This window comes from Pseudomonas sp. S04, assembly GCF_009834545.1.
Taxonomy (GTDB): Bacteria; Pseudomonadota; Gammaproteobacteria; order Pseudomonadales; family Pseudomonadaceae; genus Aquipseudomonas.
Genome location: NZ_CP019427.1, coordinates 212,456 through 224,960 on the forward strand (window position 1 = coordinate 212,456; position 12,505 = coordinate 224,960).

Here is a 12,505-nt window from a genome sequence, read left to right on the forward strand (position 1 = left end):
CTCTTTTTATTGGGATTGGCCATGCCCGAGATTATCCAGCGCAAGTATTTCGTCGATCTGCTGTTTCGGCAATCCTACGCGGTGCTGTTTGCCAACTTCGTCATACCCTTGCCGGTGGCGTATGTGTTCAGGCATGCCGTGCCCTTGAGCTGGATCATTGGCTGGATCCTGGCGATGTACGGCCTGACGGCTATCCGGCTGCTGCTCTCGCGAACTTACTTTAGCCAATCCCCACGGATCGACCACCACCAGGCGCAACAGTGGGCCTGGCGGGCATCGGCGCTGTCGTGGATGTCGAGCCTGCTCTGGGGCGTGCTCGGCTGGGTCGGCTTTGCCGCCGGCGATCCACAGTTGCTGGCGTTTACCTGCGTGGTGCTGACCGGCCTGGTGTGTGGAGCGGTGCCGTCACTGTCGGCATTCCCGCCGGCCTACGCCGGTTCGCTGGTGGCCATGCTGCTGCCCGTCACCCTGCAGTGCCTGCTGCATTCCGGTGAAACCTACACCATCTACCTGTTCTTTCTCGCCTGCCTGGCCGGGGTCAATCTGTATTACAGCCGGGTCACCTACCGCACGCTGTGCGAGACCATCCGCTTGCGCCTGGAAAACGTCGAACTGGTTGGCCGCCTGGAGCAGGAGCGTGATCGCGCGCAGGCTGCCGATCAAGCCAAATCGCGTTTCCTGGCGGCTGCCAGTCATGACTTGCGCCAACCTATCCATGCCCTTGGCCTGTTTGTCGCGGGCCTGGCGGCGCTGGCTGAGCGCGGCGCTGTGCGGGCCGACAAGGCGCGTGAGGTGGCGGCTCGCCTGGGCGCGGTGATCGGCAATCTCGGTAGCCTGCTCAACGGCTTGCTGGACATCTCGCGGCTGGACGCTGGCGTGGTGGTGGTGAAGCGCGAAGCAGTGTCGCTGGAACGCTTGTTCATCGACCTGGGCGACGAATTCGAGGCCATCGCCCGCACCCGCCAGTTGCACTGGCGAATCCACCCCAACCACCATTGGGTCGACACCGACCCGGTGTTGCTCAAGCGCATCCTCGATAACCTGCTGTCCAACGCTTTTCGCTACACCGATGGCGGCGGCGTCCTGCTGGGCTGTCGGCGGCGGGGCGGACAGTTGGAGATCCAGGTCTTCGATACCGGGCCGGGCATTGCAGCGGAGTATCGCGGGCAGATTTTCGAAGAGTTCGTCCAGTTGCATAACCCCGAGCGCGACCGCAGCCAAGGGCTCGGCCTGGGCTTGGCGATCGTGCGTCATACCGCGCGCCTGCTGGGGCATGCAACACGCCTGGTCTCGGTGCCAGGGCGTGGTTCGATGTTCTCGATCCGGGTCCCGCTTGCGGCGCCGGCGAGCAGCTCAGCCATCGCGCCGCAGCTGCAACGCTCGGACAATGCCCTGGGCATTCTGATCATCGATGATGAACCCAGCGTGCTGGAGGCCCTGCGCGATTTGCTGGAAGTCTGGGGCCACAGGGTCTACGCGGGCGCCTCGGTGGCGCAGGCCTGTGAGCAGCATGGCGCAGCGAGCGAGACAGGGCGGGCGGCGGTGGACCTGATCCTCAGTGACTACCGCCTGAACGGCATGAGCGGCCTGGAGGCGATCCGCCGCGCCCGGCAGTACCTCGATCAAGCCGTGCCGGCGATCATCATTACCGGCGACACTTCACAGGCGTGCCAGCAAGAGACCGCCGCGAGCCATTTCCGGGTCTTGCAAAAACCCCTCGACGCGGCGGTCTTGCGTGACAGCCTCAAGGCCTGCCTGGATGCTCGAATGGCCCGCTGAACTGCGCCGCCTCAGGCGCGGCCGTGGGTCATGCTGCGCACCGGACCTGCCCGTTGCTCGATCTGCTCCTTGAGGTCATGGCGCAGGCCCAGCAGGAATGCCAGTTCGGCCACCACGAACAGCGGCCCGACGATCAACCCGCTGACATCATCGACAAACGCCGGTTTGCGTCCTTCGTAGTAATGCCCGACAAACTGGATCACCCAACCCAGCACAAACAGCCCGATGCCGCTGCCCAGCCACACCCCGGTGCTTTGCACCGCGACGACCTGGCCCAGCCACACGGACAGGCCGAGCAGCACCGTCATGAGCACGCCCAGGCGCACTTCCAGGCGCAGGTAGAACCACGCCGAGGCCAGGGCCACGAGCACTGCCGGCGACAGCCAGAGCCCGGCCACCGACCAGGACGGCCGTGACAGCAGCACCGCGACGGCCACCACAATCAACGGAATCCCGATAAAGTGGCTGGCGATATTGCGCGGGTCACGGTGGTAAGCGGCGTATTGACTGAGGTGGTCAACCAGGCTTTTCATTGTTATTCCTCCTGTAGGGATGTTGATCATGCCCTGAGGCCCGTCGTTGCTCTGTCAGCCAGACGACAATCACTGTGGAGTCTTCATGCAAATACCGGCCTGGCGTGCATGCCTGATGCAGGGGCAGTGGTTCAGCCACCTGCCATCCTGTCTTCAGGATAGCTTGCTGTCCCTGGCGCGCGTGCGGCACTTGTCCGCGGGGCAGCGCCTGTTCGGTCGCGGCGATGCACCCTGTGGCCTGTACGCCGTACTGGAGGGCGCGGTGCGGGTGGGGGCGGTGAGCGAGCAGGGCAAGGAGGCCTTGTTGAGCCTGATCGAAGCGCCGCACTGGTTCGGTGAAATCTGCCTGTTCGACGGCCAGCCACGCACCCATGATGCCTACGCGGTGGGGCCCTGCACCTTGTTGCAGCTGCCACAGGCCGCATTGCTGGCCTATCTCGATCAGCAACCACAGCACTGGCGGCAACTGGCGCTGCTGATGAGCCACAAACTGCGCCTGACCTTCATCAACCTTGAACAATTGACCCTGCTGGCGGCCCCGGCCCGGGTGGCACACCGGCTGCTGATGATCGCCGATGGCTATGGCGAGATCGAGCCGGCGCGGCGAGTCCTGCAACTGCCTCAGGAGCAACTGGCGTTGCTACTGTCACTGTCGCGCCAGACCACCAACCAGATCCTGCGGGACCTGGAAAGCCAAGGCATTCTCAGCCTGGGTTACGGTGCAATCGAGATCCTCGATGCCCCGCGGCTGCGCGCGCTGGTGCAGCCGTGACGTGCTCGGTTGATCCGAAATAAGCGTTAGTGATGGGCTTTGGCCGCCAAGGCGCCTAGCCTGTAGCGACGAATATTCGAGGTGTGCCATGCGATTGCTGTTAGTGGAAGACGAGCCGGAAATCGCCAAGGCGCTGGCCCAGGGCCTGAGCGAAGCCAGCTACACGGTGGATGTGGCCGACAACGGCATGGCCGGTCGGCGTTTCATCGAGACCGTTGAATATGACCTGATCATTCTCGACGTGATGCTGCCGGGCCTGAACGGCTGGCAACTGTTGCAACAGATCCGCCAGCTCGGTGCGACACCGATACTGTTCCTGACCACCAAGGACGGGATCGAGGACCGTTTGCGTGGCCTGGAACTGCATGAAGATGACTACCTGCTCAAGCCGTTCACCCACAGCGCGCTGGTGGCGCGGGTACGCAAGTTGTTGCGCCGCGATCGCGGGCGCTAAGCCACCGGTCAGTGGCAGGCGCATTCTGTTCAGGGATTAGGCTAAGCTCTGGCTCATTAATGCATTAAATACGATGCATACGTATGTTTTTAGTAAAAATGCACTGTATAGGATGCAGGTGAGGCCCATGGAAAACCTTGGCGAACTGATCAGATCGCTGCGCAAAGAACGCAAACTGACGCAGCAGGCACTGGCGATCCAGTACGGGATGAGCCGTGCCACTATCTCGGGCATCGAGAACAACTCCTTGTCGGAAATCGGTATCCGCAAGGTCGAAGCCATCCTTAATGGCTTTGGCTACGAGCTCACGGCGGTACCTAGACAATCCCGGCGTGCGACATTGGACAGCCTGAAAAAGGTTAACTTCCATGAGTGACGCGCTGGATAAGCAACGTTTGCATGTCAGTGTGTCCGGTTCTCCGGTAGGGACCCTGGGTCGCGGTCAGTCGCGCGATGATTCAGTGTTCAGTTATGCCGATGACGCGCAAGAAACCCACGCCGTCTCGTTGACCATGCCCGTTCGCCTGGAGAGCTATGCCTGGGCGCGCGGGTTGCCGCCGGTGTTTGAAATGAACCTGCCGGAAGGCGCGCTGCGTGAGGAACTGGTGCGTCGATTCAGCAAGGCGATTCGCGGCTTTGATGACTTCGCGCTGTTGGCGATCACTGGCCCTTACCAGTTGGGACGCCTGGGACTTTGCGAGATGGGCAGTGCCACTCCCCCACTCCCAGACACCCGCCTCGCAGACCTGCTGGTGCATGATGGCGCCCAAGGCCTGTTTGAAGACCTGTTGCACACTTATGGCCAGTACTCGGGGGTCTCCGGGGTGCAGCCCAAAGTGCTGTTGCGCGACAGTGCTGCCCCCATAGACCGGCTGACCCATCGAGGGGCCACCCATCTGGTCAAGACCTTTCGCCCGGAGGAATACCCGGAGCTGGCGGCAAACGAGTACTTCTGCATGCGCGCAGCGCTGCATTCGGGGCTTGAGGTGCCTGGATTCGAACTGAGTGAGCGCGGGAAATTCCTGGTCGTCGAGCGTTTTGATCTGAATGACCAAGGCTACCTGGGCTTCGAAGATTTCTGTGTACTCAACGCTTGGCCTTCCAGGGCCAAGTACGATGGCTCGTATGAAGGGGCTGCCAAGCAGATCAAGGCGTTCGTTTCTCCGCACTTGTTGGGCCAGGCCCTGGAGTCGTTCTTCAAGATTGTCGCGTTGTCGGCGGGCCTGAAAAATGGCGATGCACACCTGAAGAACTTTGGTGTGTTGTATCCCGACTGCAGTGCTGCGGCGCCCATCAGCTTCGCCCCGGCCTACGACATCGTCACCACCTCGGTCTATATCAAGACCGATAGCATGGCGTTGCTGTTGGGTGGCTCAAAAGCATGGCCCAAATACAAAATGCTGATGCGCTTTGGGCGCTCGGCCTGCAACCTGACCGAGGGCCGTTGCCATGAACTGTTGCAGCAAGTGGTTCATGGCATGGAGTCGGCGATGGTCGAGATGAGGGATTACATCCGCAGCAATCGGGGTTTTGCCGAGATAGGCAAGGCCATGCTCGAGCAATGGCAGGCCGGCACTGAGCGCAGCCTGGTGAAGGGCTGATCAGCGCAACCCATCGCGAAACTGCCCCGGTGTCATCCCGGTCCAGCGCTTGAATGCGCGGCTGAAGCTGCTGGTGTCGGCGAATCCCAACAGATAACTGATTTCGCTCAACGAGCACTGCGGGTCGCGCAGGTGCAGCAGGGCCAGGTTCTCGCGGCTTTCGTTGAGCAGGGTGTCGAAGCGACAGCCCTCGTCCGCCAGGTGCCGTTGCAGGCTGCGCAGGCTCAGGTGCAGGGCCTGGGCGATGCGTTCGGCGCTGGGTTCGCCTTCGGGCAGTTGCTCCTCGATGGCGTCGCGAACCTTGCGCTCCCAGGTCAGTGGCTTGAGTTGCGCCAGGGTGCGCTTGAGCACGGTCTCGTTGTGCTCGGCCAGTTCCGGGTTGGCGTCGTCCAGGTGACTGTCGAAATCCTCCAGGGAAAACTCCAGGCGATCCTCTTCGGCGGCGAAGTACACCGGTGCGCGGAATACCTTGTGCCAGGGATGGGGGTCGGCCGGCTCCGCGCGCCGCAAGTACACTGCCAGTGGCGCGTATTCGCGGCCCAGGCGGTTGCGGCAGGTGCGCACATAGATCGCGGCGAAGGCATCGAGGGCTTCGGGAGCCGGCGCCGGGCTGTCGGCGGGGACTTTGAGGGTGAAGCAGTAGCGGTCCTCAGCCCGGCTCAAGTGCAGTTCGAGGGCATCACTGACGACCTGGTGATAACGCACGATGCGCTCGAACACTTCGCGCAGGCTGCCACTCGCCACCAGCGCATAGCCCAGTGCGTGAAAAGTGGTCGGGCTGACGAACCGCGAGACCCGTAGGCCGATCGCCGGGTCACCACTGGCCTGGACGGCCAGTTCCCATAGGCGCGTGGTGGCCGAGAGTGGATACCGCGCGTTGGGGTCGTCCATCAATTGTGGGTCGAGCCCGGCTTGCCGGCACAGCACATCGCTGTCGAAGCCCAGGGCATCGAGTTGTTTGCGCAGGGCGCGGGTCCAGCTGGCGAGTGAGGTGGGTTCAATCATGATGATTGGCGCTTCCGGTCAACAGGTTGGCGTTCACAGCTAGCGCCCAACGCGACCGCACAGGGCAGGATGCGAACATCAATAACCAGAGGATGGAAGCATGCACGGTACTTCTGCAAGTCCCGAACGCCTGAATGCACAACAACGATCGGCGCATATTCGTGAAGTGGTGCTCGCCAAGGGCGTCGAGCTGCGCCAGCGCTACCCGCTCCTGCTGCATCAGGATGCGCTTGGCGCCGGCATCCTGGCCTTTGCCCTGGCCGGGATGGTCGGTTCGGCGGCGCTGTACATCAGCGGGCACATGGCCTGGTGGGTGTGCCTGCTGCTCAACGCTTTTTTTGCCTCGCTGACCCATGAGCTGGAGCACGACCTGATCCACAGCATGTACTTTCGCAAGCAGCGGCTGCCGCACAACCTGATGATGGGACTGGTCTGGCTGGCGCGCCCGAGCACCATCAACCCGTGGATCCGCCGTCACCTGCACCTCAATCACCACAAGGTATCCGGCACCGAGAGCGACATGGAAGAGCGCGCCATCACCAACGGTGAGCCATGGGGCATCGCTCGGTTGCTGATGGTCGGCGATAACCTGATGTCGGCCTTTATCCGCATGCTGCGGGCCAAGACCTGGGCGCACAAGCTGAGCATTGTCCAGCGCAGCCTCAAGGTCTATGCGCCGCTGGCACTGCTGCATTGGGGCGCCTGGTACGTGTTCCTCGGCTTTCACGGGATCAACGGTATCGCCTGGCTGATGGGCACTGCGGTGGAGTGGTCAGCGAGCACATTGGCGGTGATGCAGGTGATCGATATCGCCGTGGTGGTGATCATTGGTCCCAACGTGCTGCGCACCTTCTGCCTGCACTTCGTCAGTTCGAACATGCACTATTACGGCGATATCGAGGCCGGTAACGTGATCCAGCAGACCCAGGTGCTCAACCCGTGGTGGATGTGGCCGATGCAAGCGTTCTGCTGCAACTTCGGCAGCAGCCACGGCATTCACCATTTTGTGGTCAAGGAGCCGTTCTACATCCGCCAGTTGACTGTGCCGGTGGCACATAAGGTGATGCGTGAGATGGGGGTGCGGTTCAATGATTTCGGGACCTTCGGCCGCGCCAACCGGTTTACCCGCAAGGAGCAGGTGGTGGGGGAGGACGTGCGTACCGTGCGGGCTTGATGGGTGGTTCCATAGGCGCATAGGAGCGAGCCGGGCGGCGCTGCGCCTGCTCGCGATCGGCGGTTCAAACGGCCACGGCCATGCCCTGTTTATCCACCGCCACCAGGGTTTCGATCAGGGCCCGCGCCGCCGGTGACAGGCGATAGCCGGTGCGGCTGACGATGCCGCAGCGGGCGTTCATGCTTTCGATGTTCTGCGCCAGGTTGCGCCAGTGCAACAGCGCCAGCGAGCCCTGGGCGATGTCTTCGACAAAAGCTTCTTCGGTGCCGACGCCAATTGCGTTGGACTGCAGCACGATCTTCACCAGCGCCGGAAAATGCTCGGTCTCGATGGTCGGGGAAAAATCGGTGCGGCCGCTGAGGTTGGCCAACAGTTTGCGAATGCCCGGCGGGATCAGCGTGGTTGCCAGCGGGTAGTCGAACATGTCGTTGGTCGACAGGCTTTCCTTGGCCAGCAACGGATGCCCCGGACGGCAGAAAAACACCCCGCGCCTGGGGGTCAGGGCGCGGGTCTGGAAGTTCGGGTCGGCCTCGAAGTGACGGATGTCGGCGATGAAAAATTCGATCTCTTCACGGCTTAGCGCGCGGCTGAGTTTTTCCCAGTTATCCACTTGAAAGCAGGTGCGCACTTTTGGGTGCGCGTTGACGAATTGCGCCACTGCATCCGGCACCAGTTTCACCGCCGGCGCCGAGCCACAGCCAAAGTGCACTTCACCGGCATCGAGCTTGGTCATCTGCGTCACTTGCGCGCTGAGCAGCGCCGCGCCCTGGACCAGGGTCAAGGCGTGCTGCAATACCACCTGGCCCTCGGGGGTGGGACGCAGATCTTTGTTGGCGCGGTCCACCAGCACGCAACCGAACTCCTGCTCCAGGCCCTGGATACTGCGGCTGAAGGCCGGCTGGGTGATGCCCATGGCGTCGGCGGCGCGGACAAAACTGCGGTGCTCATTGAGGGCGATGAAGTAACGCAACTGACGAAGATCCATAGGCTTTTACGGCATCCTGAAAATAGCTCGCCGGCATTTGCGACAAGGGTTGCCTGAGGTTTTAAAGGCAACCTCTTATTCCGTCAACGAAGCATATAAGTACCTATTAGATCTAAATTGAATATATATAGAGCGGCGCTCGAAAACGGCGTCAGTTTTTCATGCCTTTGGCGAATATTTTCAATGCCTGCAAGGCATGGGATTTTTGCGCCTCCTCTGTAGCCCTTGAGCCGTGCGGCTTTGCGCCTGGACGCGGTTTTTTATATTCCATACGGTTCTATGTGAAGCCTTAAAAATTACTTTAAGGGATAAGCCTCTGCCGCCAATCATTCACCTCCAGGCATTAGCGCGGGGGGAATCAGGCGCTGCTGTCGGGTTATTCGCAAAAGACCGTAGGGAGTCATTCAATGGGCAATGTCCAGACCGCCGCCAGTGCACATGAGGTGTTGTGGCGCCAGGCGCCAAGTGGTGAGTTGGTCGATCTCGGCCGGGCTTATCGCACGCCTCTGGGCCAGTTGCGGCTGCAAAAGACGCCCAAGAGCAGCTTGCGCCGTCGTGAGGCGATTGTGCTGGCGGTGCTGGCAGTGCTGGTGCATGGCGCAGTGATTTATTGGGTCAATCAACAACCCACGCCGGCGCTGCCGATCGTGCCGCCGGAAATTCCGCCGATGACCATCGAGTTCTCGCGTCCGGCGCCACCAGTGGTCGAACCGCCACCGCCACAACCGGCACCGCCGCCGGTTGTGGAGCCACCGCCACCGGTGGTGGATGAATTGGCGGTCAAGCCACCGCCAAAACCCAAGCCGATCCCCAAACCGGTGGTCAAGCAGGTGCCCAAGCCCGCGCCAAAAGCCGTGCAACAGCCGCCTGCGCCGCCGCAACCGGCAGCCCCGGTGGCGGCGCCAGCACCGCCTGCACCCCCGGCGCCGGCGCCGGTCACTCCGGCCTCGGCCAACGCCGCGTACCTGAAGAACCCGGCACCGGAATATCCGTCGCTGGCCCAGCGTCGGGGTTGGGAGGGCACGGTGTTGTTGCGGGTGCACGTACTGGCCAGCGGCAAGCCGGGGGAGATCCAGATCCAGAAAAGCAGTGGCCGCCAGCAGCTCGACGATGCGGCATTAAGTGCCGTGAAACGTTGGAGCTTTGTGCCGGCCAAGCAGGGTGATGTCGCCCAGGACGGCTGGGTCAGCGTGCCCATCGATTTCAAGATTCATTGAACCGCAACTTATTCGCGCTAAGTGTTTACACAGAGGGAACACATCATGACGTTACTGGCATCTCCACTCGAATCCATCGAAAGCGCGGTGATCTGGCTGCTGGTGGTCTTTTCCGTCGCCACCTGGGGCCTGGCGTTGCTCAAGGGTGTGCAGTTCGCGCGCCTGAAAGCCCAGGATCGCAAATTCCATAAACAGTTCTGGGCCGCCTCCAGTCTCGATTCGGCGGCTGAACTGAGCGAGACCCATCCCGGTGCTGCTGCCCGTGTGGCCCAGGCCGGTTACGCGGCGATCCAGGTCGGTGAAGCGCCGGCGGCGGACCTGAGCCAGGCGATCAATCACCAGGACCGCCTGGAGCGCGCCTTGCGCCAGCAAATCGTACGTGAACGGCGCTCGCTGGAAACCGGCCTGGCCGTGGTCGCGAGTATCGGCAGCACCTCGCCGTTCATCGGTCTGTTCGGCACTGTGTGGGGCATCATGGAGGCCTTGAAGGGCATCAGCGCCGCCGGCTCGGCAAGCTTGGAAACCGTGGCCGGACCGATTGGTGCCGCGTTGGTGGCGACGGGTGTGGGGATCGCGGTCGCCGTGCCAGCGGTGCTGGTCTACAACTATTTCCTGCGTCGCCTGAAGCTCACCGCCGCCGATCTGGATGACTTTGCCCACGACTTCTACAGCCTGGCGCAGAAGAGCTCGTTCCGCGTGCTGCTGCACCCGACGGCGCAAAAGAACACCGCCCAGAACGCTGTGCATAAAGTGAAGGAGGCGTCCTGATATGGCCTTCTCTACCCAAGACAGCGATGAGGTACTGAGCGAGATCAACGTCACGCCGCTGGTGGATGTGATGCTGGTGTTGCTGGTGGTGTTCATCGTCACTGCACCGCTGCTGACCAACGCGATTCCGATCAACCTGCCCAAGACCGAAGCGGTCGCCCCGGTGGAACAGAAAGATCCACTGGTGGTAAGCATCGACGGCGCCGGCAAGCTGTTCATCAACAAGGATGAAATCCAACCGGACTTGCTGGAGTTCAACCTGCAGGCGGCCAAGGCCAAGGACCCGGAGGTGCGGGTGCAGTTGCAGGCCGATGACGGTGTGAACTACGGCGAAGTGGCGCGCGCCATGGCGTCCATCGAACGGGCGGGTATTACCAAGCTTTCGGTGATTACTGCGCGCTAATCCATCACAGTTTTCCAGGGCCGTCTCCTTGGCAGGGTGCGGCCCTTTTTTTATTTATCGCAATCCCCCCGCTCGTCAGTGCTGGCTTGCCAGCGCACCCAACCCTCTCAATCTTTCATATTCCATTGGGGTCTTAATAAATAGCTTCTTATTCCTTAACGAATATAAATCTCATCCCTATACTCGATCAGGAACAGACACGCACAGGAGAGCTCCCCATGCGCAACGAATCAATTCGCTACCTGATTGTGCCGGGCTGGCAGGGATCGCCAGACGATCATTGGCAGACCCACTGGCAGAACAGTCTGCCGAACAGCGCACGGGTCGAGCAGGCCGATTGGCTCACCCCTCGTCGTGAAGACTGGGTGGCCGCGCTGGCCGAGGCCATTGCTGCCGACAGTACGCCGGTGATCCTCATCGCCCACAGCCTGGGTTGCATCACCGTTGCCCATTGGGCGGCCACTGCGCCCTTGCAGGCGCTGCGCCAGGTGCGCGGGGCCCTGCTGGTGGCGCCTGCCGATGTCGAGCGCCCGGCGTGCGTGCCGGCGTTGCGCAATTTCGCACCGATTCCCACGCACCTGCTGCCGTTTCCCAGCCAGGTCGTCAGCTCTGACAACGACGCTGCCGTGAGCGCCCCGCGCGCCCTCGAGCTGGCGCGCAACTGGGGCGCCGAGGCAGGCGTCCTGGCAGGTGCTGGACACATCAACGTGAAGTCCGGCCACCATCGTTGGGAACAGGGGTTCGCTTACCTGTATCGCCTGCAGAACCGCATGGAACACCACGCCCTGCGCCGCGCCTGATCGTCCATTTCAATTCAACGCCCCCGTCCGCCGGCGGTTTTGGGCGGGAGCCTGCCATGAGTTTGCATGAAACCTTCGGTCAGCCATTGCTGACCTTTCCCGACGCAGAAAAAAGTCCGCTGAGCATTCGTGCCAAGGCGCTGGTGTTCGTCGACCCACGTTCGCGCACCTTGCGCCAGGAGCTGGAGCAACTGGCACCGCGGGCGATTTCGGTGTTGATTCACGGCGAAACCGGCAGTGGTAAAGAATTGCTGGCACGCCACATTCACCGGGCCAGTGATCGCGGTGGCTTGTTCGTCTCGGTCAATTGCGGCGCCATCAGCCCGACCTATGCCGATGCCGAGCTGTTCGGTTATGCCGGCGGCAGTTTCAGTGGCTCGGCCAGCAGCCGTGCCGGCTGGTTTGGTTCGGCCAACGGCGGGACCCTGTACCTGGATGAGATCGGCGACTTGCCGCTGCCGATCCAGATCAAGTTGCTGGCGGCCCTGGAGAATCACGAAGTCACCCGGGTCGGCGCCCAGCAGCCGAGCCCGGTCGATGTGCGCCTGGTGGCCGCCACCAGCATCGATCTGGCGCAGGCCGTGGCGGCCGGCAAATTCCACGAGCGGCTCTACCACTACCTCAGCGAAGGCCAGTTGCAATTGCCGGCGTTGCGCGAGCGGGTGGGTGACATTCAATCGCTGGCCGAATATTTCCTCGGCATCTACAGCCAGCGCCTGGGCTTGCCGGTGCCCTTTATCAGCGACGCGGCGCAGCAGGTGCTGGAGCAACACAGTTGGCCGGGCAACACCCGTGAGCTGGAGAACGTCATTCATTTTGCGTTGCTGGTCAGCAGTGGTGACGAGATTGCGCCGGAGCATTTGAACCTGCCAGCCACCGAGCAGCCGTTGCAGTTGATTGAGCGCTGGGTGGAGCAATGGGTCCGCAGTGGTAACCGTGAACCCCTGGACAGGCTGAAGCGGCTGTTGGCGCACGTGTAATTCGCGGTGCGTGACGGTTGCGGATTTGTTATTC

At 62.0% G+C, this 12,505-nt stretch carries 14 protein-coding genes; 11 read left to right on the forward strand and 3 right to left on the reverse strand.

Annotated features, from left to right (window positions below; genetic code table 11):
* Positions 1-21: 21 nt before the first annotated feature.
* Positions 22-1,779, forward strand: a complete 1,758-nt coding sequence (locus tag PspS04_RS00870; RefSeq protein ID WP_159993092.1) for an ATP-binding response regulator — start codon at positions 22-24, stop codon at positions 1,777-1,779.
* Between the two features lie 11 nt (positions 1,780-1,790).
* On the opposite strand, the gene PspS04_RS00875 is transcribed toward PspS04_RS00870, so the two are convergent.
* Positions 1,791-2,312: an Mpo1 family 2-hydroxy fatty acid dioxygenase gene (locus tag PspS04_RS00875; RefSeq protein ID WP_159993094.1), complete on the reverse strand. Its 522-nt coding sequence runs from the start codon at positions 2,310-2,312 to the stop codon at positions 1,791-1,793.
* A gap of 85 nt (positions 2,313-2,397) precedes the next feature.
* Between PspS04_RS00875 and PspS04_RS00880 the strand changes: the two genes are divergently transcribed.
* The 4 genes from PspS04_RS00880 to PspS04_RS00895 all read left to right on the forward strand — a co-directional run bounded on the left by PspS04_RS00880 (position 2,398) and on the right by PspS04_RS00895 (position 5,139).
* Complete coding sequence (locus PspS04_RS00880; protein WP_159993096.1) at positions 2,398-3,084, forward strand: Crp/Fnr family transcriptional regulator; 687 nt, start codon at positions 2,398-2,400, stop codon at positions 3,082-3,084.
* An 88-nt stretch (positions 3,085-3,172) separates the two neighbouring features.
* Positions 3,173-3,538, forward strand: coding sequence for a response regulator (locus PspS04_RS00885; RefSeq protein WP_159993098.1), 366 nt, complete (start codon positions 3,173-3,175; stop codon positions 3,536-3,538).
* Positions 3,539-3,665: 127 nt separating this feature from the next.
* Positions 3,666-3,914 (forward strand): helix-turn-helix domain-containing protein, encoded by a 249-nt coding sequence (locus PspS04_RS00890; protein ID WP_159993100.1) that lies wholly within the window; start codon positions 3,666-3,668, stop codon positions 3,912-3,914.
* Positions 3,907-5,139 (forward strand): type II toxin-antitoxin system HipA family toxin, encoded by a 1,233-nt coding sequence (locus PspS04_RS00895; RefSeq protein WP_159993102.1) that lies wholly within the window; start codon positions 3,907-3,909, stop codon positions 5,137-5,139. Before PspS04_RS00890 ends, PspS04_RS00895 begins: the two co-directional genes overlap by 8 nt.
* On the opposite strand, the gene PspS04_RS00900 is transcribed toward PspS04_RS00895, so the two are convergent.
* A complete protein-coding gene (locus PspS04_RS00900; RefSeq protein ID WP_095170662.1) occupies positions 5,140-6,144 on the reverse strand; it encodes an AraC family transcriptional regulator in 1,005 nt (334 codons plus the stop codon). It abuts the gene before it with no gap.
* 100 nt (positions 6,145-6,244) lie between these two features.
* Between PspS04_RS00900 and PspS04_RS00905 the strand changes: the two genes are divergently transcribed.
* Positions 6,245-7,318, forward strand: a complete 1,074-nt coding sequence (locus PspS04_RS00905; protein ID WP_159993104.1) for a fatty acid desaturase — start codon at positions 6,245-6,247, stop codon at positions 7,316-7,318.
* A 64-nt stretch (positions 7,319-7,382) separates the two neighbouring features.
* On the opposite strand, the gene PspS04_RS00910 is transcribed toward PspS04_RS00905, so the two are convergent.
* The gene (locus PspS04_RS00910) at positions 7,383-8,303 is read right to left on the reverse strand and encodes a LysR family transcriptional regulator (RefSeq protein ID WP_159993106.1); all 921 of its coding nucleotides are present in this window, start codon (positions 8,301-8,303) and stop codon (positions 7,383-7,385) included.
* A gap of 407 nt (positions 8,304-8,710) precedes the next feature.
* Here PspS04_RS00910 and PspS04_RS00915 point away from each other — a divergent pair, with 407 nt between their 5' ends.
* The 5 genes from PspS04_RS00915 to PspS04_RS00935 all read left to right on the forward strand — a co-directional run bounded on the left by PspS04_RS00915 (position 8,711) and on the right by PspS04_RS00935 (position 12,471).
* Positions 8,711-9,520: an energy transducer TonB gene (locus PspS04_RS00915; RefSeq protein ID WP_095170642.1), complete on the forward strand. Its 810-nt coding sequence runs from the start codon at positions 8,711-8,713 to the stop codon at positions 9,518-9,520.
* 45 nt (positions 9,521-9,565) lie between these two features.
* Entirely contained in the window at positions 9,566-10,288 is a 723-nt protein-coding gene (locus PspS04_RS00920) for a MotA/TolQ/ExbB proton channel family protein (protein WP_095170640.1), read from the forward strand.
* Between the two features lies 1 nt (position 10,289).
* Positions 10,290-10,691, forward strand: coding sequence for an ExbD/TolR family protein (locus tag PspS04_RS00925; protein ID WP_034148436.1), 402 nt, complete (start codon positions 10,290-10,292; stop codon positions 10,689-10,691).
* A gap of 218 nt (positions 10,692-10,909) precedes the next feature.
* Positions 10,910-11,491 (forward strand): alpha/beta hydrolase, encoded by a 582-nt coding sequence (locus PspS04_RS00930; protein ID WP_095170639.1) that lies wholly within the window; start codon positions 10,910-10,912, stop codon positions 11,489-11,491.
* Between the two features lie 56 nt (positions 11,492-11,547).
* Positions 11,548-12,471 (forward strand): sigma 54-interacting transcriptional regulator, encoded by a 924-nt coding sequence (locus PspS04_RS00935; RefSeq protein ID WP_159993108.1) that lies wholly within the window; start codon positions 11,548-11,550, stop codon positions 12,469-12,471.
* Positions 12,472-12,505 lie beyond the last annotated feature (34 nt).